General features: G+C 62.4%; 22 protein-coding genes. 9 read left to right on the top strand and 13 right to left on the bottom strand.

Annotated elements, in window-relative coordinates:
- Positions 1-15: 15 nt before the first annotated feature.
- The gene (locus ACELLULO517_RS13595; protein ID WP_227307943.1) at positions 16-771 is read right to left on the bottom strand and encodes an SDR family NAD(P)-dependent oxidoreductase; all 756 of its coding nucleotides are present in this window, start codon (positions 769-771) and stop codon (positions 16-18) included.
- Between the two features lie 113 nt (positions 772-884).
- On the opposite strand from ACELLULO517_RS13595, the gene lhpI reads away from it, so the two are divergent.
- Complete coding sequence (lhpI, locus tag ACELLULO517_RS13590; protein ID WP_227307942.1) at positions 885-2,567, top strand: cis-3-hydroxy-L-proline dehydratase; 1,683 nt, start codon at positions 885-887, stop codon at positions 2,565-2,567.
- Here lhpI and hydA read toward each other — a convergent pair.
- Genes hydA through ACELLULO517_RS13560 form a run of 6 tightly spaced genes read right to left on the bottom strand, consistent with a single transcriptional unit; the run spans position 2,564 to position 8,483 of the window.
- Entirely contained in the window at positions 2,564-4,006 is a 1,443-nt protein-coding gene (gene hydA / locus ACELLULO517_RS13585; RefSeq protein WP_227307941.1) for a dihydropyrimidinase, read from the bottom strand. The two genes, lhpI and hydA, sit on opposite strands and share 4 nt — an antisense overlap.
- Positions 4,003-4,680 carry a GntR family transcriptional regulator gene (locus ACELLULO517_RS13580; RefSeq protein ID WP_227307940.1) on the bottom strand — a complete coding sequence of 226 codons (678 nt, stop codon included), beginning with the start codon at positions 4,678-4,680 and terminating at the stop codon, positions 4,003-4,005. Before ACELLULO517_RS13580 ends, hydA begins: the two co-directional genes overlap by 4 nt.
- Complete coding sequence (locus ACELLULO517_RS13575; protein WP_227307939.1) at positions 4,677-5,624, bottom strand: dihydrodipicolinate synthase family protein; 948 nt, start codon at positions 5,622-5,624, stop codon at positions 4,677-4,679. Before ACELLULO517_RS13575 ends, ACELLULO517_RS13580 begins: the two co-directional genes overlap by 4 nt.
- The gene (locus ACELLULO517_RS13570) at positions 5,621-6,754 is read right to left on the bottom strand and encodes an NAD(P)/FAD-dependent oxidoreductase (RefSeq protein WP_227307938.1); all 1,134 of its coding nucleotides are present in this window, start codon (positions 6,752-6,754) and stop codon (positions 5,621-5,623) included. Before ACELLULO517_RS13570 ends, ACELLULO517_RS13575 begins: the two co-directional genes overlap by 4 nt.
- Entirely contained in the window at positions 6,751-8,175 is a 1,425-nt protein-coding gene (locus tag ACELLULO517_RS13565; protein WP_227307937.1) for an FAD/NAD(P)-dependent oxidoreductase, read from the bottom strand. The genes ACELLULO517_RS13570 and ACELLULO517_RS13565 overlap by 4 nt, the downstream gene beginning before the upstream one ends.
- Complete coding sequence (locus ACELLULO517_RS13560; RefSeq protein WP_227307936.1) at positions 8,172-8,483, bottom strand: (2Fe-2S)-binding protein; 312 nt, start codon at positions 8,481-8,483, stop codon at positions 8,172-8,174. The genes ACELLULO517_RS13565 and ACELLULO517_RS13560 overlap by 4 nt, the downstream gene beginning before the upstream one ends.
- An 81-nt stretch (positions 8,484-8,564) precedes the next feature.
- On the opposite strand from ACELLULO517_RS13560, the gene ACELLULO517_RS13555 reads away from it, so the two are divergent.
- Genes ACELLULO517_RS13555 through ACELLULO517_RS13540 form a run of 4 tightly spaced genes read left to right on the top strand, consistent with a single transcriptional unit; the run spans position 8,565 to position 11,481 of the window.
- Positions 8,565-9,374 (top strand): transporter substrate-binding domain-containing protein, encoded by an 810-nt coding sequence (locus ACELLULO517_RS13555; protein ID WP_227307935.1) that lies wholly within the window; start codon positions 8,565-8,567, stop codon positions 9,372-9,374.
- Between the two features lie 28 nt (positions 9,375-9,402).
- Entirely contained in the window at positions 9,403-10,077 is a 675-nt protein-coding gene (locus ACELLULO517_RS13550) for an amino acid ABC transporter permease (protein ID WP_227307934.1), read from the top strand.
- The gene (locus tag ACELLULO517_RS13545; RefSeq protein WP_227307933.1) at positions 10,077-10,784 is read left to right on the top strand and encodes an amino acid ABC transporter permease; all 708 of its coding nucleotides are present in this window, start codon (positions 10,077-10,079) and stop codon (positions 10,782-10,784) included. The genes ACELLULO517_RS13550 and ACELLULO517_RS13545 overlap by 1 nt, the downstream gene beginning before the upstream one ends.
- A complete protein-coding gene (locus ACELLULO517_RS13540) occupies positions 10,744-11,481 on the top strand; it encodes an amino acid ABC transporter ATP-binding protein (RefSeq protein WP_227307932.1) in 738 nt (245 codons plus the stop codon). The genes ACELLULO517_RS13545 and ACELLULO517_RS13540 overlap by 41 nt, the downstream gene beginning before the upstream one ends.
- 36 nt (positions 11,482-11,517) lie before the next feature.
- Here the strand turns inward: ACELLULO517_RS13540 and ACELLULO517_RS13535 are convergent, their stop codons facing one another.
- From ACELLULO517_RS13535 to ACELLULO517_RS13525, 3 genes are read right to left on the bottom strand one after another with little or no spacing between them, the layout of a single operon-like run.
- Positions 11,518-12,972: an efflux transporter outer membrane subunit gene (locus ACELLULO517_RS13535; RefSeq protein ID WP_227307931.1), complete on the bottom strand. Its 1,455-nt coding sequence runs from the start codon at positions 12,970-12,972 to the stop codon at positions 11,518-11,520.
- Positions 12,969-16,109 carry an efflux RND transporter permease subunit gene (locus tag ACELLULO517_RS13530; RefSeq protein ID WP_227307930.1) on the bottom strand — a complete coding sequence of 1,047 codons (3,141 nt, stop codon included), beginning with the start codon at positions 16,107-16,109 and terminating at the stop codon, positions 12,969-12,971. Before ACELLULO517_RS13530 ends, ACELLULO517_RS13535 begins: the two co-directional genes overlap by 4 nt.
- Before the next feature lie 15 nt (positions 16,110-16,124).
- Positions 16,125-17,357, bottom strand: coding sequence for an efflux RND transporter periplasmic adaptor subunit (locus tag ACELLULO517_RS13525; protein ID WP_227307929.1), 1,233 nt, complete (start codon positions 17,355-17,357; stop codon positions 16,125-16,127).
- A gap of 282 nt (positions 17,358-17,639) precedes the next feature.
- Between ACELLULO517_RS13525 and ACELLULO517_RS13520 the strand changes: the two genes are divergently transcribed.
- Complete coding sequence (locus tag ACELLULO517_RS13520) at positions 17,640-18,221, top strand: TetR/AcrR family transcriptional regulator (protein WP_227307928.1); 582 nt, start codon at positions 17,640-17,642, stop codon at positions 18,219-18,221.
- Positions 18,222-18,246: 25 nt separating this feature from the next.
- Here ACELLULO517_RS13520 and ACELLULO517_RS13515 read toward each other — a convergent pair whose 3' ends face one another.
- Positions 18,247-18,933: a glutathione S-transferase family protein gene (locus ACELLULO517_RS13515; RefSeq protein WP_227307927.1), complete on the bottom strand. Its 687-nt coding sequence runs from the start codon at positions 18,931-18,933 to the stop codon at positions 18,247-18,249.
- 101 nt (positions 18,934-19,034) lie between these two features.
- Here ACELLULO517_RS13515 and ACELLULO517_RS13510 point away from each other — a divergent pair, with 101 nt between their 5' ends.
- Together ACELLULO517_RS13510 and ACELLULO517_RS13505 are read left to right on the top strand one after the other, a co-directional pair.
- Positions 19,035-19,607: a TetR/AcrR family transcriptional regulator gene (locus ACELLULO517_RS13510; RefSeq protein WP_227307926.1), complete on the top strand. Its 573-nt coding sequence runs from the start codon at positions 19,035-19,037 to the stop codon at positions 19,605-19,607.
- A gap of 171 nt (positions 19,608-19,778) precedes the next feature.
- Positions 19,779-20,318: a molybdopterin-dependent oxidoreductase gene (locus ACELLULO517_RS13505; protein WP_227307925.1), complete on the top strand. Its 540-nt coding sequence runs from the start codon at positions 19,779-19,781 to the stop codon at positions 20,316-20,318.
- A gap of 284 nt (positions 20,319-20,602) precedes the next feature.
- Here ACELLULO517_RS13505 and ACELLULO517_RS13500 read toward each other — a convergent pair whose 3' ends face one another.
- The gene (locus tag ACELLULO517_RS13500) at positions 20,603-21,133 is read right to left on the bottom strand and encodes a hypothetical protein (protein ID WP_227307924.1); all 531 of its coding nucleotides are present in this window, start codon (positions 21,131-21,133) and stop codon (positions 20,603-20,605) included.
- Positions 21,134-21,378: 245 nt separating this feature from the next.
- On the opposite strand from ACELLULO517_RS13500, the gene ACELLULO517_RS13495 reads away from it, so the two are divergent.
- Positions 21,379-22,464 carry a calcium:proton antiporter gene (locus ACELLULO517_RS13495; protein WP_227307923.1) on the top strand — a complete coding sequence of 362 codons (1,086 nt, stop codon included), beginning with the start codon at positions 21,379-21,381 and terminating at the stop codon, positions 22,462-22,464.
- Here the strand turns inward: ACELLULO517_RS13495 and ACELLULO517_RS13490 are convergent.
- Positions 22,461-23,702 carry a cytochrome c gene (locus tag ACELLULO517_RS13490; protein WP_227307922.1) on the bottom strand — a complete coding sequence of 414 codons (1,242 nt, stop codon included), beginning with the start codon at positions 23,700-23,702 and terminating at the stop codon, positions 22,461-22,463. The genes ACELLULO517_RS13495 and ACELLULO517_RS13490 overlap by 4 nt on opposite strands.
- Between the last annotated feature and the right edge of the window lies 1 nt (position 23,703).

The raw sequence follows: 23,703 nt of genomic DNA, 5'->3' as shown, positions 1-23,703 counted from the left end.
CGTTCGTGCTTAGCGTTATAGTCCGGCGGTAAATCCTTCATCCATCAATACGGTCGAGCCATGCATCGCCCGTGATTCGTCGCTGGCGAGGAATACAGCCAGATTGGCGATGTCTTCCACGCTGGAATAGGTTTGCCCGCTCGGCGTGCGCTCGGTCATCGATTGCAGAAACCCGGCAAATTCCGGTTTCATGCGTATATCCTCGTTGATCGGCGTCGCCGTATTGCCCGGGGCAATCGCATTGACGTTGATCCCGAAGGGCGCCAGTTCCAGGGCCAAGGCGCGCGTCATCATCATGATGCCGGCTTTGGTTGCGCAATAGACCGAATAGGTGTTGAGCCCCATCACCCCGGCGCAGGACGAAAGATTGATGATCTTTCCGGATTTTGCTGCCTTCATGACCGGTGCCGCCGCGGATATCACGAGAAAGCTGCCCTTCAGATTGATATCGATCATCCGGCCGATGTCGCTCTCCGGCGTGCCGACCGGCGTCGGATAAAAGACGCCCGCCGAATTCACCAGGATATCCAAGCGGTCGCCCACCTTCTGCATCAACTGCCCAAGCTCGGCCGCCTGCGCCACATCGGCTGCTGCAGCCGTCGCATCGCCGCCAGCGGCTTTGATCCGATCCACAACCAATTGCGCCTTCTCCAGGCTCGCACTCGCGACCACGAAAACGCTGGCACCCTCAGCCGCAAAACGCTCGCTGATCGCAGCCCCGATGCCCTGTGAGCCGCCGGTGACGACCGCAATCTTTCCTTTAAGGCGCATGCTTGTCTCCCGACAGGGCGAACCCGCGACCGTCACGCGATCTCGCTGGTCAGTCCCAGATCAATTTGTCTATATCCAATACGGGTGAGGATTGCCTTGCAAGGATTTCTTCCGTGAGCTTACGCATTCTGAGCGGTCAGGCTTTTGGTCCTGTCATCGCGACAAAGGAAGCGCTGAGCTTTTGGGGTGGCGTCGATCCTGCCACCGGTATCGTCATCGATATCCATCACCCCCTGCACGGCGTCTCCCTCACCGGCGCCATTCTGCTGATGCCGACAAGCCGAGGGTCTTGTTCCGGGTCCGGCGTTCTGCTTGACATGGCATTGACGGGACTAGCCCCGGCCGCGCTGGTATTTTCCGAAGAGGAGGACGTCCTGACGCTCGGCGCGCTCATCGCGGCCGAGATGTTCGCCAAAGCGGTTCCCGTCCTGCGCCTGTCGCCGCAGGCGTTTCGTGACCTGTCGAATGCCAGGACAGCCAGGATCAGCGAGAGGCTGATCGAGACGGACAATCTGACAATCCCCCTGGCGCCACTGGCCGCTCAGGCGCTTGACCTGACGGAGCAGGACCGCGCCATGCTGTCGGGCCTGCACGGCGAAGCCGCCCAGCAGGCCATGCGCATCATCTGCGCCATGGCGGCGATGCAGGGTGCGACACAGCTTGTCGATGTCACGCAGGTTCATATCGATGGCTGCATCTACGCCAGCCCCGCCAATCTCACCTTCGCTGAGCGGATGGCCGATGCCGGCGCCAAGGTGATTGTGCCGACGACGACGAATGCCATTTCGGTTGATCGCGCCCATTGGCGCGCGCAAGGCGTGCCGACCGGCTTCGGTGAGCCCGCAGCGCGACTGGCGGATGCCTATATAAGCATGGGATGCAGCCCGAGTTTCACCTGTGCGCCCTATCTGCTCGACAGCGCGCCAAGCGCCGGGGACTGCATCGCCTGGGCGGAATCCAATGCCGTCATCTTCGCGAATACCGTGCTCGGCGCACGCACGGCGAAGCATCCGGATTTCCTGGATCTCTGCATCGCGCTCACCGGACGGGCGCCCTTGTCCGGTCCTTATCTCGACGCGCATCGCGAGGCACGCCGCGTCATCGACGTCGATTGCCCCAAGAATATCGATGATAGTTTTTGGCCGCTCATCGGCTATCTGGCCGGCAAAGCTTCGCCCGACCGGATTCCGCTTCTCCTTGGGTTCGCCACTGCAGCGCCGTCGCGGGACGATCTGAAAGCGCTCTGCGCGGCCTTCGGCACCACATCCGCCGCGCCCATGCTGCATATAGCGGGCATTACGCCCGAGGCCGACACTGCTGCGGCGACAGAGGCCGATCATAGGCGGATCACGCTTGGCCATATGGCAACCGCCTGGTCGTCATTGAACAGCGGCCCGGAGGAGATTGACCTCGTCGCTTTCGGCAGTCCGCATGCGTCTCTCGACGAGTGCCGCGCCATCGCCGATGCTTTCGGAAGCAGATACCGAAGCCCGGATGTCGATGTCATCATCACGGCCGGTCGCGGCGTCATCGCGCTGGCGCATCGCGACGGCACATTGTCCCGGCTTCAGGCCAGCGGTGTGCGCGTATTGCCCGATCTCTGCTGGTGTTCGATCTCCGAACCCGTCTTTCCGCCGCAAGCGCGCAGCGTCATGACCAATTCCGGCAAATACGCGCATTATGGACCGGGCCTGTCCGGCCGCGTTGTGCGCTTTGGCTCTCTTGCGGACTGCGTGACGGCCGCCTTGACCGGACGAGCGCCCGCGCGGCTCCCGGATTGGCTCGCCGATGCCTAGACCAGGGCCGCGTCGAAATCATGCGGCACCACGCCGCGCGGCTTCGCGTCATCCGACAGCGATGCCGGTACAAACTGCCCTTGCCCCGCGGTTGCTGTCACGACGCCATCCTGCATCACGACCGCGCCGCGGGCGATGGTCATCACTGGCCAGCCGGTAACATCCAGCCCCTCATAAGGCGTGCAGTCGATCGCATGCTGCATCAGGCTATTGGTCAGCGTCACACGCCGCGCAGCGTCCCAGATGACCAGATCGGCGTCGAAGCCGGGGGCGATACTGCCCTTGCGGCCGTAGAGGCCGAAGCGCTTCGCTGGTGTCGTCGCTGTCAGCGCCACGAATTGATTGAGGGTTATACGGCCCTTGGCCACGCCCTCGCTGAAGGTGATGGGCAGGCGCGCGGCCAGACCTGGCACACCATTCGGAATCCGCGTGAAATCCGCGTCCAAGCCGTTGATCGCCTTGCCGTTTGCGCCCTCAAAACTATAGCCGCAATGGTCGGAGGAGATGATGTCCAGCGTGCCGGCGCGGATCGCGGCCCAAAGGCCTTCCGCGTCACCGGCATCGCGCGGGCTGGGGCTGCACATGAATTTCGCCCCCTCCCGCCCTGGCCGGGCCATCTCGGCCGCCGTCAGAACCAGATATTGCGGGCAGGTCTCCCCCGTCACTTTCACGCCGCGCGCCTGGGCGCGGGCGATCTCTTCGGCCACTTCGCCGCAGGAGACATGGAAGATATGGATCGGCTGATCGACCAATTCGGCAAGTGCGATAGCGCGATAAGTCGCCTCCCGCTCCACGACCTTGGGACGAGATACCGCGTGCGAGGCCGGCTCAGGCCGGCCAGCTTTCAGCAGCGCCTCCGACCGCCAGCCGATCGCATCATAATTCTCGCAATGCACGCAGACGGTCGCCCCGAACCGCTTGGCGGCGGCCAGCACGCGCAAATACTCGCCGTCCGTGACATGGAAAGGATCATAGGTCAGGAACATTTTCAAACTGCGCACGCCGCCCGCGATGACCACCGGCAGTTCGCCGTCCAGCACTGCGTCCGTCGGGTCGGTGATGATCTGATGCAGCGCGTAATCGATGGGCGACCGCGCCGCGCGGGCGCGATAATTTTCGGCATGGGCCGCGATCGTCTGCTGTTTGAACTGCGGCGCGAAGGGGATCAGCGTTGTGGTGCCACCCGCGAAGGCCGAGCGACCAGCCGTGCCGAAAGTCTCCTCATGAACCGAGCCGTCACTTTCCAACTGCTCGACATGGCAATGGCTGTCTATCCCGCCTGGCAGCACCAGCTTGCCGGTCGCGTCGATGACGCGCGCCCCATCAAGCGACAGGCCGATGGCCGCGATGCGCTCGTCCGTAATGCCGATATCGGCGATGAAGGTATCGGCGGCCGTCACCACCTTGCCGCCGCGAATGACGGTCTCGAACTGGGTCAAGCGCGCGATCTCCTTTTCGGCGGCGCAGTGTCACGCCCGCTCATCACATCCAGCATTTCAGCCGCGACATTGCGCAGATGCGTCACCATCGCGGCGCGCGCGCGGCGGGAATTGCCTTCCGCGACCGCGTCCAGAATATCCATATGTTCGCTGGCGTCGCGCGCAACCCTGCCTGCCGGACTGGTCAATTCGAACAGTCGCGTCGTCATGCGCAGTTCACGAATGATGCGCACCATCACGCCATTGTTCAGCACGTCCGGGAACAGCAGGTGCAGACGGTCATCCATCTCCCAATGCAGAGCATCCTGCCTGTCTAGCTTGCCGAGATTTTCGACGTCCCGACGAAGCTCCTTGATCACCTCCAGCGGCACACGACCGATGGAGAGTTCCACCGCTTCGCCCTCGATCAATTCCCGCACCTTGAGCGCCTGGAAGAATTCCACCGGCTGCACCTGCCGCACGGCGTAGGATCGTGAACCTTGCTTGACCAGCAGCCCTTCGGCCGCGAGACGGAGAATGGCCTCGCGGATCGGCGTGCGGGAAATCTCCAACTGCTCGGCCAGCCGGCCTTCCACCACCAGACTGCCGCCGGGCAGCTGGCGCGTCAGGACAAGACGGCTCAGCGCTTCATAGGCGCGTTCGGCCAGACTGCCTTCGTCATGCTTGTCCGTCACCTGGATGTCGCTCCTTCCACAAGTCCGGCCGCGACCAGAGCACCGCGCAGACGCGCGATTTCATCCGACGGCAGATCCGAAATCGGCGCGCGCGGACTGCCATTGGCCCAGGCACCGGTCAGCACCATGCAGGCCTTCAGCCGCGCCGTCGCCAGCCCGCCCGGCGCCTGGCCGTAAATGGCATTGGCCAGCGGCTGGATGCGTTCATGTAAAGCCTGCGCGGTGGTGAGGTCACCCTCCCGCACCGCCTGATCCAGCGCCACAATCTCCGCCGGCATCAGCACGGCGAGGCTGACCAGACTGCCCGCGCTACCGACCACGAAGCAGGAGAGCAGATGCTCATCCCCGGACGCCATCATCGCGACATGCGGGGCGACGGCCTGCACCAGGCGGCGGTTGCGGTCATAGGCATTGCTTTCCCAACTGCCTTCCTTGATGCCGACGACATTGGGTATCTGCACCAGTTCCGCCAGCACATCCGGCTTATAAGCAAGGGCAGATGCCACGCCGGCCTGATACAGCATCAACGGAAGACCGCAGACCTCACCGATGCGGCGATGGTGCGTCACCGCCATATGGTCGTCCTGCGACAAGGCCCAGGAGAAGGGCGGAAAGACCAGCACCACGTCCGCCCCGGCCTTGGCGGCGTCCTGGGCATGGAGCGCTGCCTCCTCGGTCGCTTCCGCGACAACGCCCGAGACGATGATATGCGTCGCGCCGATCGTCTCATGCGCGATTTCCGTCACGCGCCGCCGCTCCTCCCGCGTCAGCAGGAAGTTCTCGGCCGCATGACCGTTACAGAGAACGCCCACAATGCCCGGCATTGTCGCGAAGGACCGAAAATGGGCGGCCAGCACCGGCTCGTCGATCTGCCCATCGGCGCGGAAGGGCGTCAGCGTTGCGACGTAAATACCGTGGAAGGGGGTTTCGGTCGATGGGATCACGCTACAGTCCTTACGCTAGACGCTGTGTTTTCGATCAATCGGGCAGGGTCGAACAAGGGCATCTCCGGTTCCCCCCCAAGAATAAGCTCGGCCAGCAACTGCCCCATATAGGGCGCGCTGGTATAGCCGGAATGAACGCAACCGATGACATAAGCGCCCTCCATCCCCGGCAGGGGACCGATCATCGGCATAGCGTCCGCCGTCTCCGATTCCAGGCCCAGCCAGATCCGTACCACACGGGTTTCCCCAAGCGCCGGAATGGCATGACGGGCGAGCCGGATATTGCCGATGAGATTGTCGGGGATCGGCTCCACACCGCCACGGATCGGGTCACCCCGCCCCTGCCAGCCACCGCCGATCAGCACGGACCCATTCTCGAACTGCTTCAGCGACAGCAGGCCATTGGCAATGCCGACGACGCTGCGCATGACCGGCCGCATGCGCTCGGTAATGACCAGCTGGTTGATCAGGCATTTCACGGCCGCGCGCAGGCCCAGCATGGCGAGCATGCTTTCCAGCCAGACGCCGCCCGCCAGCACGATCCGCTTGGCCGATAGCCGCGTGCCGCAGGTGCCGTGAATGAGATAGCCGCTGCCCTGCTGTTCAATCGCGCTCACCGGTATCTTTTCCACCATGGTGACGCCGGCAGCGGTCAAAGCCTGACGATAGGCCCGTCCCGTCAAATAGGCGGTGACATGCCCGTCCAATGCGCAGAAGGCAGCAGCCCTGATCGCAGGGTTGATGCCGGGGTCGATGGCGCAAGCCTCGGCCGGGCTGATCAGCCGGATCGGCGCGCCCATGGCGGACCGCGCCGCAGCGCGCTTGACCAGCATCTCCTCCTCAGCCTCAGTGAAGGCGAGGGAAAAGCCAGGGGCAGACCGCGCCCCGACATCGCGACCCAGCCATTGCTCGGCCGTCAACCAAAGCTCCCGCCCCTTCATGGCATAGGGAATGAGCGCCGCACGCGTCATATGCAGGGTCAAGGTTCCGGCATTGACGCCGGAGGCCTCGCGGCAAATCTCCCCCCGATCGATCAACGCCACGCGCATGCCGCCGCGTGCCAGATGCAGCGCGGTCGTCGCACCCATGGCGCCCGCACCGATGATGGCGATATCGAAGTCGGCGCTCATAGCGGCGCCGGGGGCGGCAATTGCAAATCCCCATAGGCGATCGGCGGCGCCAACTCATCCAGCGGCAGCGGGCGGAAAGGCGTGCGGCCGGTGAAATAGCCGGCCTCCACCCGCGCATTCCCTGTGCCGGTGACCAATTGGCCGATGATATCGCCGCAGATACGGCCCTGACACGGCCCCATGCCGCAGCGCGTCCAGGCCTTCACCTGGTTCACGCCGCGCGCGCCTTCGCGAACGGCCGCGCATATTTCGCCGCGCGTCACATCCTCGCACCGGCAGACGATGGTCCCAGCCGCGATCGCCGCCACCTGTGCCGGTCGCAGCGCCATCAGCTTCGCCATAGCCGTGCCAAACCGCTTTGCTTTCCGCGCCTTGCGCCGCAGCGGCATGGTGAGACGCTGATAGGTCTCATCCGATAGCCTGCCGAGATCATGCGCGACCGCCAGGGCCGCCAGCCGCCCATCGATCGCGGCGGCAGCCGCGCCCGCAATGCCGGCGCCGTCCCCCGCCACGTAAAGCCCCGAAAGCGTCGTGCGGAAATCCTCATCCCGTTCCGGCACCCAGCCACCGCGCAAAGCCTCGAACCGATGTCCGGCCCGCAGTAGCCGCGTGATGTCAGTCGCGGCCGTCAACCCATTGCCGACGGTCACTGCATCGACCAGGAATTCCCGCTCCGGGCCTGCAATAGGCGCGCCACCGGCATCGACAGGCCCGAGAGTGACTAATAACTGATCGCCCTTGGCCTCGGCTTCGCGAATGGCATGGCGATAGAGCATCGGCACGCCGGCCCGTCGCAACGCCATCTGCCAGGACAGGCCACGCCATGCCAGATCCGGCCGGCTGGCGATCGCTGGCCAATCCGCCAGCCATTCCGCCTGGGAGGCCAGATCCACGACAGCCGCCAATTTGCCACCGGCCTTCAGAATGCCCATGGCGACAGCCAGCAGCAGCGGGCCTTGCCCCGCCACCAGCGTCAGCCCTCCCGGCAGCATACCCTGGGATTTGAGCATGATGGTGGCGCCCGCCAGGCCGGTGACGCCGGGCAAGGTCCAGCCGGGGAAAGGCACCACCCGTTCCTGCGCGCCGGTGGCGGCAATCACCGCCCGCGCACGCCAGGAGACGGCACCATTGGGGCCGAGCGCATCGATCCGATAGCCGGGCGAGACCGACCAGACGATATGATCGAAATGAGTTTGGACAGTGCTCGCACATAGCCGGTCGCGCAGCGCCACGCCCAGCCGGTCGGCCTTTTGCTGAGATTTCGCGCCAAAAGCGCGTGGCGGCGCCCGATAGACCTGCCCACCCGCTTGCGGCGCTTCATCGACCAGCCGCACCGACAATCCTCGCTCGGACGCCGCCAAGGCAGCCTCGACCCCCGCCGGGCCGCCGCCGACGACGATCAGATCCGTCTCGTCGGTCATGGTACGGTTCCGGGTGTAATCACCATGCCGTCGCGGACCTCCAGCCGGCAGGCCGGCCGACGCACGCCATCGGCGACGATGACGCATTCCTGGCAGATACCCATCCAGCAGAAGGCACCACGCGGCGCATCGGCGCGCGGGCTCGCCCTCAGCGTGCGGATGCCGGCGGCCAAAAGCGCCGCCGCGACCGACTCACCCGCATAGGCTTCGATCGTTCTGCCATCGAAGACGATGCGAACCAGCCCGCCGCGCTCGACATCCGTTGCGCGATGAAAACTCTGCGGTGACGATGATTGACTTTCAGACATTCCGGTGGTTCTTTGTCGACGAACGGTATACAATAAGTATACTGATGAGCGACATGATGCAACCGCAAAGGGATGATTGATATGGGTGCCTTGACGTGGATCGGCCGGGTCGCCGGCCTTGCCTGCCTGCTCGCCGCACCGGGTTTGGCGCAGGCGCATAGCCTGGATGAGATCCTCTCCGCCAAGACGCTCGTCGTCGGCATCAACCCCAACCTGCCACCGCTCGGCTCCTTCAGCGACACCAATCAGGTTCAGGGTTTCGACGTCGATATTGCCAATAAGCTCGGCAGCATGCTGGGCGTAAAGGTGCAGCTGGTGCAGGTGAATTCAGCCGACCGCGTGCCTTTCCTGATCACCGGCAAGGCTGATCTGATGATGGGCGCACTGACCCGCACCCCTGCCCGCGCCCAGGTCATCGACTTTTCGCTGCCCATCCAGACGGAAGCGATCAGCGCGCTCACCAAGGATAGCGCGCCCTTCAAGACCATGCAGGATCTGAATGCATCAAATGTGAAGCTGATCGAAGTCCGTGGCACGACGCCGGTGGATTACGTGAAGCAGAACCTGCCCAAGGCCCAGGTCACGCTGTTCGACAATTATCCCGACGCCGTGCGCGCTTTCGAGCAGGGCCGTGGCGATGCCATCGTCGATGTCACCGATTATCTCGGCACCTATACCAAGCAATATCCGGCCAAGACGCGCGTGATCGCCGACAAGAATGCGGAAGTCGATTATGATGCCATCGGCCTCGCCTTCGGCAACGAGCCGCTGAAGGCCTGGCTGAATGTCGCGATCTATGAGTTGGAGACGGACGGCTTCCTGAACGATACCTATAAGAAGTGGTTCGGCATGGCGCCCGTCTATCCCATCCCGACGACGCCGTATTTCTAAGAGCTGAGACTGGGGGCGCTTCGGGTCTATGCATTACGTCCTGCACTATGGTCAGATAGCGCCCTATCTCCCCTATCTGATCGGGGGCATGGCGATCAGCCTTGCCCTCAGCGTGCTGTCCTTCATAGGCGGCATGGTGCTGGGGCTGTTCTTCGCGGTCATCCGCAATGAAGGCCATCCCATCCTCTCGCGCCTCGTGCGCATCTATGTCGCGTTCTTCACGAATACCCCGCAGCTTGTGCAGATCTATGTGATCTATTTCGGGCTGCCGGATTTCGGCATTCTGTTTTCGCCTTTCGCCGCCGTGCTGATCGGCATGACCCTGAACGCCGCCGCCTATCTCACGGAAATTCTCCGCGCCGGCCTTGGCACCGTTCACGCGCAGGAGCTGGATGCGGCCGAGACGCTCGGCATGAACCGGCTGCAGACGCTGCGCCATGTCACCCTGCCGCATCTGTTCCGGGTCGCGATGCCCGCCTTGACCAATCAATATATTCTCATGACGCTCGGTACCTCCATGGCTTCCATCTTCGGGGTGGAGGAATTGACTGGCCGCGCCTTCAATATCAATTCCACGACCTTCCGCTCGATCGAAATCTTCACGACCGTTGCTGTGCTTTATGTGGTCGTCACCTTCATCGCGACGATCCTGCTGGCCCTTGTCGGCCGCTGGGCCTTCCGCGCACGCGTCCCGGTGCTGTGATGCTGAGCTTTCTGATCGCGGAAATACCCCGCCTTTTCACCATCTATAACGTCATCCTGCTGCTGAAAGCGGCATTGACCACGCTGTCGCTTTCAGCCGTCGGTTGTGTCATCGGCCTGTTCTTCGGCTTCCTGCTCAGCATCGCGCGCCTGTCGCACCGTCCCATCTTCTGGCCGCTGAAGGCGCTGGCGCTGATCTATGTCGAGATCCTGCGCCGCGTGCCATTCCTCATCACATTGATGATATTCTTCTTCGGCGCACAGGTTCTGGGCTTCAATATCTCGGCGCTGGCCATCGCCTTCATCAGCACCTCGGTCATTTCGACGGCCTTCGTGGCCGAGATCGTGCGTGCCGGATTGCGCGCCGTGAAGCCGAGCCAGATGGAGGCAGCGGCTGTCATGAACTTCTCCGCCTGGCATAGCTTCTGGCATGTGCGCCTGCCCCAGGCCTGGCCGCTGATCCTGCCGCCGGTCTTCGGCTATTTCGTGCTCTTCATCAAAGACACCGCGCTCGCCTCCCAGGTCGGCGTGCTGGAACTGACCCAGGCCGGCAAGATTCTCAATACCAAGGGGTTCTCGGCCTCGCTCGTCTATGGCGCGGTGCTGATCCTCTATTTCATCATTTCCTACCCTCTGGCCCGCTTCGGGGCCTATCTGGAGAGACGGCTTGGCGCATCTCGACATTCGCGGCCTCGTCGCGCGATATAACAACGCCACCGTGCTCGACGGGATTGACCTGTCTATCGAGCGTGGTGAGATCGTCAGCCTGATCGGCCCTTCCGGCTCGGGCAAAAGCACGCTGCTGCGCGTCATCAGCGGGCTATTGCCGCCGCGCGAAGGCACCGTGTCACTGGCCGGTGAGACGATCAATTATGCCGACCGACGGTCGCTCCGCCGGTCACGCGACAAGCTCGCCATCGTCTTCCAGCAGTACAATCTGTTCGGCAATATGAATGTGCTGCGCAATGTCATGGTCGCACCCGTCACTATCCAGAAGCGAGACAAAAAGACGGTGGAGGCTGAAGCCCGCGCCCTGCTCGACAAGGTTGGGCTTGGCGACAAGCTGACCTCCTATCCGGATGAGCTGTCAGGCGGCCAGCAGCAGCGGGTCGCCATCGCCCGCGCGCTTTGCCTGAAACCCGATATCCTGCTGCTGGATGAGGTGACATCGGCGCTGGACCCCGAACGTGTCGGCGAGGTCCTGGATACGGTGAAGATGCTGGCGGCCGACAATATGACGTTGCTCATCGTCAGCCATGAAATGGGCTTCGTGCGCGAGGTGTCGCACCGCGTCGCCTTCATGGCGGACGGCAAGATCCAGGAAATGGGCCCGCCGGCGCAGATTTTCGGGGCACCGCAGCAGCCCCGCACCCAGGCTTTCGTCAGCCGCATCCTGGGTCACTGACGAAAAAATGGCGGGGGATTATCCCCCGCCATTCCCTTACTTTTCCGCGATCTGCGTTGAACCGGGTGGCACATCCCAGCCACCGCCAAGCGCGCGGAAGGTTTTCACCGCCGCGCGGGCAGCATCGCCACGGTCGGCGTCCAACTCGTCCCGCGTGATCAGCAATTGCCGGTCAGCGTCCAGCACATCGGTCAGCGGTATGGCACCCGCCTCATAGGCGGTCTGGGAGAGTTTTCTGGCCCTATCGAGCGACGCCACTTCCTGCTGCAAGGTCTGCACCCGCACTTCGGTCTGGGACAAGGTGACGAGCGCGTCTTCCACATCCTCCGTCGCCTTCAGGATCGATTGCCGGTATTGCGCCAGGGCCTCGGCATTGCTGCCCTTGGCCTGCGCGACCTCGGCATCGACTTTTCCGAAATCGAACAGCCGCCAACGCAACAAGCCTGTGCCGATCGGCTGGAAGGCCTTGGCCGTGAACAGCTGATTGGTGCTGAGACTGTCGAAACCCAAAGCGCCGGACAGCGAAATCTTCGGATAATAGTCCGCGACGGCAACCCCGATCTGCTCATTGCTCGCGGCCAGCCGCCGTTCGGCCGCGATCACGTCCGGACGACGACGCAGCACGTCCAGCGGCTGGTCGTCGCCGCCGATGGCCGGAATGGCCGGAATGGGCGCCACGACGGCCAGTTCATGCGCATAGGTTCCGGGCTGCACACCCATCAGCACATCCAGCCGATTGAGCTGCGCCTCCAAGCCGATGCGCAGCGGCGGCAAGATAGATTGCGCCTGTTCCAGCACCGCCTGCGCCTGAGCGACCTCCCGATCCTCGCCCTTGCCGAGGGATTCGCGCAATTGCACGATGCCCAGCAGCTTGGTGTCGGTGTCGATCTGATCGGTGGTCACGGCAATCCGCGCCTGATAGGCGCGGATCTGCAGATAGGCATCCGCCGCGTCGGACGCGACGGTGACGCGCGTACCGTCCTGCTCAGCCCGCGCCGCCTGGGCCTCGGCCCTCGCCGCCCGCGCGCCACGCCGCAGACCGCCGAAAAGGTCGATCTCCCAGCTGGCCCCGGTACCAATATTGTATTCCCGCTGATCGCGATTGTAGTCCGGCAGGCTTTCCCCCAGCGCGCCAAGCGCACCAACGGTGCTTTGATGCTCCACGGTCGCACTGGCATTCAGGTCGAAGGTCGGCAGAAGCTGGGCGCCCGCTGCATTGGCGGAAGCCCGCGCCTGCTGCACGCGGGCGAATGACGCAGCCAGATCCAGATTCTGATCAAGCGCCCGCTGCACCACCGTCACCAGCATCGGGTCGTTGAAACCCGTCCACCAGGTATCGAGCTGAGGGGCAGGCTGCGTCCCCCCAGCCGGCAGCGAATTATGGAACGGCGCCAATGCTACGCCTGGTTTCTTGTAATCCGGTCCGACCATGCACCCGGCGACGCCGAGCACAAGGAGGAGACCGGAAAGACGAAGGGACGAAGCGATCATGAATGCGCCCTCCGACCAAGCTTGCGTATGACGGTGTAGAATGTCGGCGTGAACAGCAGGCCGAAGACGGTCACGCCCAGCATGCCGAACAGCACGGCCGTGCCGAGCGATTGCCGCATTTCGGCCCCCGCCCCGGTCGCCACCGCCAAGGGCGCGACACCCAGGATGAAGGCAAAGGAGGTCATAAGGATCGGACGAAGACGGGTGCGGGCCGCATGCACCGCCGCCTCGGCCGGGGTTGCCTTATCGTCATCCTCCTTCTGTCGCGCGAATTCCACGATCAGGATGGCGTTCTTGGCGGCAAGCCCCACCAGCACGACGAAGCCGATCTGCGCCAGGATATCGATCGGCATGCCCCGCCCGAGCAGCCCGGTGACGGAGGCGAGCAGGCACATCGGCACGATCAGCACGATCGCCAGGGGTAGTTTCCAACTCTCATATTGCGCGACGAGGACCAGGAAGACGAAGAGTGCGGCGGCACCGAAGACAAGCAGCGTCGGCGTGCCCTTCTCCTGCTGCTGGAAAGCGAGTTCCGTCCATTCGAACTTCACGCCGCGCGGCAGAACCTGATGGGCGAGTTCTTCCATACGGTGCAGCGCCGTGCCTGTTGCGACACCAGGGGCGGCCACACCCTGCACTTCCGCCGCCGGATATAGATTATAGCGCGGCACGCGATAGGGGATGGTGTCGTGTTTCAGATCGGCGACCGAGCCGATCGGCACCATCTCTCCGTCGATGTTGCGCACCTTCAGGCGTGATACATCATCGGCCGAACGGCGGAACTGGCCATCCGCCTGGACGATGACCTGATAGGTACGGCCGAGATAGTTGAAGTCATTCACGTATTGCGAGCCGAGATAAACTTCCAGCGTCGAGAAGACATCGGTCGGCGTCAGGCCAAGCTTTTCGACCTTTTCGCGGTCGATATCGGCATAGACGGACGGCGAGCCGGCATTGAAGAGCGTGAAGACGCCGGCGAAATCCGGGTCCTGATTGGCGGCGGCGACCAGCTTTTTCGTAGCCGCGACCAGCGCATCCGGCCCCACGCCGCCTGTATCTTCCAGCATCATCTTGAAGCCGCCGGAACTGCCCAGGCCCTGCACGGGCGGCGGCGGCACGGTCAGCACATAGGCGTCCTTGATGACCGACAGGCGCTGGCGCAGATCGGCCAGGACGGTATTGGCCGTCACGCCTTTGAGGGAGTGGTTATACAGCGAAGGCAGGCCGGAGAAGATCGTCCCGGAATTGGACGCGACGGTCGAGGTGATGGCATCCAGGCCCGCGAAGGGCGCCGCATGCTCGATCCCTTTCGTGTTCAGAATGATATCCGTCGCTTGCTTCACGACCTTTTCGGTGCGGGCGAGCGTGGCGCCGGGCGGCAACTGAATGATGGTGATCAGATAGCCCTGGTCCTGCTCAGGGATGAAGCCGGTCGGCGCGCGCGAGAACTGAAAGCCGGTAAGGCCGATCAAAGCGACATAGGCAACCAGAACCAGCGCCATGCCGCGGATCAGACGTCGCGTCAGACCCGCATAGCCCGCCGACAATTTCTCGAAGCCAGTGTTGAAACCGCCGAAGGCGCCGTCAAGCGCACGCCGGGCAATATTGCGGCGATGCGCATCATGCACGGTGTGGGCTTTGAACAGCACGGCGCAAAGCGCCGGACTCAGCGTCAGCGAAACTAGGCAGGAAATAACGGTCGAGGCCGCGATGGTGACAGCGAATTGCTTGAAGAACAGACCCGCGATACCGGACAGAAAGGCAGCCGGCACGAAGACGGCGCAGAGTGTCAGTGCAATGGATATCAGCGCGCCACCGACCTCATCCATCGTCCGGTGCGCCGCCTCCTTCGGCGACATGCCCGCACGAATGTTCCGTTCCACATTCTCGACGACGACGATCGCATCATCCACGACGATGCCGACCGCAAGCACAAGGCCGAACAGAGAAAGGTTGTTCAGCGAAATGCCGCAGGCCGCGAGGATGATGAAGGTGCCGATCAGCGAGACCGGGATGGCGATGACGGGAATGATGGTCGCCCGCCAGGTCTGCAAAAAGACAAAGACGACGCCGACGACCAGCAGAATGGCGATGAAGATCGTGATGATGACTTCATGCACCGATTTGGCGATGAAGATGGTCGGGTCATAGACGATCTCATAAGCCACGCCGGGCGGGAAATCGGCACTCAGCGTCTTCATGGTCGAGAGCACTTCATGCTCCACGGCCAAGGAATTCGCCCCAGGCTCGGCGTAGAACAGCAGCGACGCCGCGTCCGTCCGGTCGACATAGGCGGAAGATCCGTAATCGGCGGCACCGACCTCTACCCAACCGATATCCCGCACCCGCGTGATGCGGCCTTTGCCGTCGGATTTGACGACGATATTGGCGAATTGATCCGGCGTCGTCAGCCGACCCAAAGCCTCGACATTGATCTGATAAGCTTCCTGGCCCGCGACCGGCGGCTGATTGAGGATACCGGCCGAGACCTGGATATTCTGGGCCCGCAAGGCAGCCAGAACCTCCGACGCATCCAGGTCATGGGCCGCGACCTTGTCGGGGTCCAGCCATATGCGCATCGCATATTCGCGGCCACCCAGGAATTGCACGTCACCCACACCCTGCAGGCGCGCGACCGCATCCTTGATATGCAAAGTCACGTAGTTGGAAAGATAGAGAAGATCGCGGGATTTATCGGGCGAGAAGACATGCACGGCGAGCAGAATGCTGGGCGTCGATTTGCGGACCTGCACGCCAAGGCGCTGCACATCTTCCGGCAATCGCGGCAGCGCATCCTCGACGCGGTTCTGCGTCAGCATCTGCGCGACATTGAGGTCGGTGCCGATCCTGAAAGTCACCGTGATGGTCAGCTTGCCGTCACCGGTCGATTCGCTGCCCATATAGAGCATATTCTCGACGCCGTTGATTTCCTGCTCCAGCGGCGTGGCGACCGTGCGCGCCACGGTCTCGGCCGAGGCGCCGGGATAGGTCGTGGTTATCTGAACGGTTGGCGGCACAACCTCAGGATATTGCGCCACCGGCAGAACGAAGAGCGCGCCGAGACCGAGCAGCGTCACGAAGATGCTGAGGACGGTCGCGAAGCGCGGATGATCGATAAAGAAATGCGTAAGGCGCATGATACCAGCCCGATCCTACTGCTGGGCCGAAGCGAAACGGATATCGCCATTCTGCACGCGGACCTTGGATCCGGGCGCCGCATAGGCCAGACCGTCCGTGATCACGAGGTCATTCGGGCTGAGGCCGGACTGGATGACGCGCAACCCGCCGCGCATATCGCCCGGTGTCACGGGCTTGGGCACCACGACCCCGTCCGGCGATACCGTGAGCACGATATAGTTCGACTGGTCGGGCAGCACGGAGGCATCCGGCACCAGCAAGGTCGGCGCTGGCGCCGTGACGGCGACCCTCAGCCGGGCGAATTCGCCGGGCGTCAGAATGAGGTCCGGATTGGGCACGGTTGCGCGGGCATGAATGGTGCCGCTGGACCGGTCGATCGCATTGTCGACGAAGTCGAGCACACCGTCATGGGCATATTGCGTCTCGCCCGTCAGGGCGAGTTGAACCTGATCGTTGAGCGCGCCCTTTTGCTGCGCGCGATAGGCTGAAAAGGCGATATAGTCAGCCTCGCTCATGTCGAAATCCAGATGGATCGGATCGAGCGAGACGATCGTCGCCAGCAGCGTCGTCGGGCTGGTGGCGGCACGGCTGCCGGCGATCAGATTGCCGATGGAAACCTGGTGATCGCCGATCCGTCCGGTAAAGGGCGCGGTGATCCGGCTATGTTCCAGGTCAAGCTGGGCGTCACGGATACGGGCACTCGCGTCATCGACAGCAGCCTGAGCGCCGCGTTCGTCGGAAATACGCTGGTCGACGTCTTCCACCGTGCCGGCGCTGCCTCGCACCAAGGCCTGGGCGCGATAGAGTTCGCGGTTGGCGAGGGCAAGGCGCGCCGTCGCCGTCTCATACGCGGCCTTCGCCTCATCCAGTTCGATCTGGTAGGGGCGCGGGTCAATGACGAACAGCAATTGTCCGGCTTTGACGATGTCGCCGTCCTTGAAATCGATCTCCGTCAAGGTGCCCCCGACTTGGGCGCGTAGTTCCACCCGATCGACGGCCGAGAACTGACCGAGAAAGCCCAGGCGCTTGTCGAGGTCCTGCTCAAGCGGGTGGCTGGCGACGACTTGCGGCAAGGCTGCCGCCGCGGCGGCCGGTGCCGGCGGCGTATCCGCTCGGCTATAATCGTGAAAATAGACGACCCCCGTGCCACCCAGGATCACCAGGCAAGTCGTTAGTCCCAGCAGATATTTGGCGCCAGATCGGCGCTTCCGACGCCCATCCGTCTCCGGTTCATCTGGTCTGCTCATCGGTTCCATCCTCGTGTCGGTCTGTCTGCAGAGGCGTCGGAGACGCCGTATCGGGCTATCCGCCCCCGGTGCGCGGGGCTTGCGCAGACACGGGCAGGGTCGTTAGATCACTATCTAATTGTCATTATAGAGGTCAGTCGACAGCTAAAAGGTCAAGCCGCAATGACCAGCCTCCGGCGGATGGGAGCTAAGCTCGGAGGACAATCGACAGGATTTTAGCTGTCGGGCATAAGCAATCGATTCGCCGATTGCGGACGAGTCCTGGCCAGGGAGATCTCTGGGATGAAAAAATCAAAGGCCGAAACGGCCGAGACCAGACGACGGATCATCCTCACCGCCGTGGCGGAATTTCGTCGCAAGGGGATTCATGAGACGAGCATTGCCGATGTGATGGAAGCGGCGGGCCTGACCCATGGCGCTTTCTATCGGCATTTCTTGTCCAAGGATCAGCTGGTCGCCGAAGCCTGCAGCGAATGCACTTTGACATCGGTCGAGGCGCAATTGGACGGCACCAGCCAGGGCGATCGTGACCGGGCGGCAGCGATCGTCGAAAGCTATCTCTCGACCACGCATCGCGACGATATCGCCGACGGCTGTACTTTCGCAGCCCTCGGCAGCGAATTGGCCCGCGCCTGCACGGAGACGCGTGCGGCTGCTTCCGCCCGCGTCCTGAGCCTCGTCGATGCCATATCAAAGCGGTTCGATGATATGCCACCCGAGGTGGCCAAGGCCCGCGCGGTGCTTGCTGTCTCGGCCATGGTCGGCGCCGTTACCATGTCACGCATCATGACCGACCCTGACATGTCCGAAACTATTCTCGACGATACCCGCAAGGAATTGTCGCGGCTGATGCAGCCAGGCTGACCTCGCCTGGCTGCGTCAGTGCCGATCAGAAACCGAGGCGTCGCAGATCCTCGGACCCGAAAGCCTGGCCGCTTCGGTTCTTCACGCTTGGAATTTCGGAGACTGTCTCGCGCCAAGTCTTCAATGCGGCATGATCGTCCGGGATGGTGATCCCGGCAGCATCGCCGAACATCAGCCCGGCATAGACCGTAATATCGGCCAGCGAGAAGTGGTCGCCGGCAATAAAGGGTGAGTCTTTCAGGACGTTATCGAAATAGCGCAGGCCGCCGAGCGCTTTTTCCCGCTGCCGATCGCCCCAATCCTTCCGTCCTTCCCATGCGGGGCTTTTGAAAGCCTGTAGCGCGGTCCCCAGACCCGGCGTCGCATGATGGAAATAATTCCCGACGGCATCAAGCAACTCAGCCTCCGCGCGTCTTTGCATCATATGGATCAAGGCCTTTTCCTTGGGCGTTCTGCCCGTCAGCCGCGGATCCCCATCCAGATTGTCGAGATATTCGGTGATCGCCGTGCATTCGGCAATATAGGTGCCGTCATCAAGTTGCAAAACCGGCAGCACGCCGGACGGATTCTTTTCGAGGAATTCGGCTTGCTTGTGCTCGGCCCCGATGAGATCGACCGAGACGAAATTGATCTGCGAGTCCAGCCCCTTCTCGGCCAGAACGATGCGAATACGGGCCGGATTGGGGAAGCCCGGACGGTCGAAGATTTTCATGTGTCGATGTTTCCTGTCTATCGGTAGATAGCGACGCTGAGATAGGGCTTCCTTTTCGGCGAGTCAATCGCTATCTATCGAATGATAGACAAGGATGAGAGATGGCCAAAACCAAGACGGATATCCGCGAAGCGATCATGACGGCCGGACGGCTCGCAGTTCAGGCCCATGGCTATAACGCGCTGAGCTTCCGTGAACTCGCCAAGGATGTCGGCGTCAAAAGTGCGAGCGTGCATTACCATTTCCCGACCAAGGGGGACCTGGGGGCAGCTTTGGCGCGGCGCTATACCGAGGAAGGTTCAGCCGCTCTGAACGAGCTGCTGGCCACAATGAGCAATCCTGCGCAGATCATGGACCGCTATGTCGCGATCTTCCGGGCTGCCCTCGCCAATGACAATCGCATGTGCCTCTGCGGCATCATGAGCGCCGAACTCGACGATCTTCCGGAGGAGGTTCGCGTCGAGGTCGACAAATTCGCGGCCGTTAATCTCGCCTGGCTTGAGCGCGTCCTCGTCATCGCCCAGCCCAAGGCGCCTAAACCTGCTTTGACCGACCAGGCGACGGCGATCTTCGCGGCCATTGAGGGTGCGCAGCTGGTCGCGCGCGGCTGTCAGGATATCGGCATCTATGACCGCAGCATTCGGGCCTATCGCGGCACGGGCCTTATCCCCTAGCTTGTTGCGGTGATGCGATAGCGTTCCGGGTAGCCCTGGGCGAAGGGCCTGTTTCCATTCCTGACCCCATGTCACAATGGCGCTATCCTGATGCTGAATTTCCTCCTAAAATAGATCTATATCTTTGACCCGCGATACTTGTCCGTGACACCAGAGCGAGGAAGACCAGTTTTGTCGAACATTATTGCCCCCGTGACGCGGCGATCGCTCCTTCTGGGAACAGTCGCGGCATCCGCTTCGGCGATTGTCCCGGCTTTCGCGGATGACGCAGCACCAGCGCTCGGCCTGCCCAAAGGCGACCCCATCTTGACGGTTTCCGGCAAGATCACGCGGCATAATCAAGGCAATACCGCCGTTTTCGATATGGCCTCCATCGAAGCGCTGGGTCTCGAAAGTTTCACCACCCTGACGCCTTGGACCAAGCGGGTGGAGTTCCAGGGGGTCTTTCTGGAAAGATTTTTGCAATATCTGGGGGCGTCAGGCACCAAACTGGTCTGCACCGCGCTGAACGACTATGCCTGCGAAATTCCCCTCGACATGATCGCGCAGGACAAGCCGCTGATGGCGACGAAGATCAACGGCCAATACATGCCGATCGATCATTTCGGTCCGCTCTTCGTCATTTTTGACTTCGACCGCCATCCCGAATGGCAATCCAACCTGATTTACAATCGTTGCCCTTGGCAGCTGCAAACAATGCAGCTCGTCTAGCCGTGGCGACGGCGATCAGGGCTTTTCTGCAATGGATCGGGTTTGCGAAGCCGCGACCCGGTCCTCGTTGACCTAGCGTCCGTCAGCTTAGTTGGAAACGCCCAAAAATCCGTCGCCCGCGGACTTGTTCCGCGGGTCTACCCATGTCCAGGCAAATGGCCGTCTGGGCGCCGCGGCGGATAGGTCCGCGCAACAAGTGCGCGGATGACCAATTATCTATTAAAACCTGACAGGCTCTAGCCCCCAGGCCCGAGCGGTACGCTCGATCGCCCCCACAGATCGCGCTAGTTTTCCTCTGGCCGCTTTGTTGCTCTGACGTCGAGCTCCCCTGCCCCGGCAAGCGCGTGCCGAAAGCGAGCGATAGCCATAGTCGGCACGTCGCGCACCAGAAACACAGACCCATTGGGGATGACCGTGCTCCACTTGCTCGGGGTTTCGACGCAGCGAGGCTTGCCCTCCAAAAACCGGATACCACGCCCCGGTCGCGCGGCCTTACGATTGATGAGCGACGCCGCAATTTCGCGCCCGACGAGATAGATCGGCCCCTCATAGGCCAGAAAGACCCTGCGAACAGGCGCCCGCTCATCGACGGCAATCTGCAGATCAACAGTCGCTGCCGAAGCTTCAGGTGATCCATCAACCGCCCAGATATCCTCGCACAAGGCGCGCAATGCCGCTTCCGCGCTGAGCGGAAAAGTCCAACCAATCCCAGCGCCCATCCATCGCCCTCCGATCGCCCTGGCGCGGAGAGGCAAGGCAGGATGATAGGGCGCTTGCAGTTCAAGCCTTGTGGTCTCGACCTTAACGCTGAGCATCGTCCTTGTCCTTCACGGGCGAAGGAATCCTAACGAGCAGCGATTCGCAGGCCAAACGCAGAATCAAGCGATGGTCATGAATAATATGAATCCTCTGCCCCAAAGGAATCAGCGCTACGAATCAGTGAAGCGCAGCCGCGCAGCGGTCATGGTCCGGCAAGTCCAACTGGAAAAAGCGCTGGCTGAATGATACGATCGCGACCCAAGCATCAAAGGGAACAATAATTGTCATGCTAGGCCGATTCTTGCGTGATGAAGCCTGGCTTGTTCTAAGCTTTGCGACCTGCCTTTGCTTCTTCTGCGCAGGTCATAGCCTGTTTAACCAGCTATCACATCCGCTCGGGCTGGCGGTGATCGCAATCTGGCTGCTGACCGTCATCCTAGGCTCCGCGCTGTCGGTGGTTCGCCACGCCGATCAACTCGCGATCCGACTTGGCGAACCCTACGGCACGCTTATTCTGACCCTGTCGGTAACCTTTATCGAGGTCATGAGCATTACCGCCGTCATGCTGCATGGCTCCAACAACCCAACCTTGACCCGCGACACGCTGTTCTCGGTCGTCATGATCATCCTCAACGGCATGGTCGGACTGTCGCTGCTCCTGGGCGGATTGCGGCATCGCGAGCAGCATTACAATCTGCAAGGTGCCAATGCCTATCTCAGCGTCATCATTCCGCTGATCGTGCTGACATTGGTTCTGCCGGATTTCACGCAAGCGACGGCAGGGCCCACCTTGTCCATAGCACAAAGCAGCTTCGTCGCCCTCGTCGCCGTCGGTCTCTATATGACCTTCCTGGCGATGCAGAGCGGGCGGCATCGCGGCTATTTCACTTTGGGGGACGAGGTCGCCGGTCACGCGTCTCATGCCGGTTCCAAGCCACCGCTCGTCCCGCATGTGATCCTGCTCTTCGCCTATATGGCGCCCTTGGTCTTTCTGGCTGAGCAACTGGCCCATCCGGTCGATTACATCATCGAGACGCTCGGCGCGCCGGATGCGCTCGGGGGATTGGTCATAGCCATCCTCGTCGCAACACCGGAAGCGACCGGCGCCGTGCGCGCCGCCATGGCCAACCATGTGCAGCGCTCGCTCAATATCTTTCTAGGCTCGGTTCTCTCCACCATCGGCCTCACGATCCCGGCCATGATCGTCGTCAGCTATATCACGGGCCGAAGCCTGATCCTGGGCGTTGAGCATTCGGACGAGGTGATGCTGCTTGTCACGCTTGCCGTCAGCATCGTTACCTTCGCCAGCGGTCGCACGAATATCATTCAGGGTGTCGTTCACCTGATCCTGTTCGGCGCCTTTCTGCTCCTGCTCATACAGGGCTAGTGTGGCGGATGACCGCCCCAGGTGCTGCGCAGATAGGCGGCCAGATCGACCAGTTCCTGATGCGTCAGCAGATGCGCGAAGCCGGGCATAGGCTGCATGGCCTCACCGTCCGGAAAGCTCTGCGCCGGCAGGCCATCGCTCATGATGCGCATGAGATTGCGGTCGCTCGGCAGCCGCAGCGTCGCGTTGGTGCGCATCGCGGGCGCCACATGCGGCACGCCCACCCCGTTCAGCCCATGGCAGCCGGCACAGACCGCGACATAGCTCTGCCGCCCATGCTCCGTTCCGGGTGTGACGGCGCCCACGGTGACCACCACCGGTGGCGGTGCGCCCTGCATGAGGTAATCCGCCATCGCCTCGGCATCCGCTGGCGTCAGATAGCGCGTCGAATGTTCGATCACCTCATACATCGAGAAGGTCGTGACACCCTGCGGACCCAACCCGGCCCGCATGAATTGCGCGAGCGTCGGCGCGTCGAAGCCCAGCCTGGCGAGGCCGGCGGGTGTAATGTCAGGCGCATCGACGCCCTCGATCGTCGCACCCTGCAGATAACGACCGGGGATCATGCCCATGCTGATATCGCGCGGCGTGTGACATTCGCCGCAATGGCCGAGCGCATCGACCAGATAGCGTCCACGATTGATCGTAGGGGAGAGTGCCGCATCTGTCACAAACCCGCGGCTCGGGAGATTGATGAGATTCCAGAAAGCCATGCCCAGCCGCATATAAGGCAGTGGAAAGCTGTCACGCGGGCTGGCCTGGTGGATGGGCTGCCTTGTCATCAGATAAGCATAGACCGCGTCGACATCGCCTTCCGACATCTGACGGTAGGAGACGTAGGGCATCGCCGGAAACAGATAGCTATGGCCCGGACCGATGCCGTCACGCATCGCGTGCTGAAAATCGGCGCGGCTCCACTGGCCGATGCCATAAGTGGGGTCCGGCGAGATATTGGTGGCGTAAAGCGTGCCGACCGGCAGCGCGAAACCGAGGCCCCCGGCATAGGGCGCGCCACCCGGCGCGGTATGGCAGGCCGCGCAATCGGCCGCCAGCGTCAGATAACGACCACGCGGCACCAACTGCGCCATCTCGGCCGGCGTCAGCGGCTGGTTGACCGCATCGCTCACGACGCTCGGCTGAAAGACCCCGAACAGAACCGCCAGCACGCCGGCGGCCCCAATGACGCAGACAAGCCCGACAGCCAGCAGGCCAAGCCTCATGCGTCGGGACAGGCGCATC

This window comes from Acidisoma cellulosilyticum (assembly GCF_020621385.1).
GTDB classification, from domain to species: domain Bacteria; phylum Pseudomonadota; class Alphaproteobacteria; order Acetobacterales; family Acetobacteraceae; genus Acidisoma; species Acidisoma cellulosilyticum.
The sequence above is the reverse complement of the archived record's forward strand: the minus strand, read 5'-3'. Positions and strand labels throughout refer to the sequence as shown.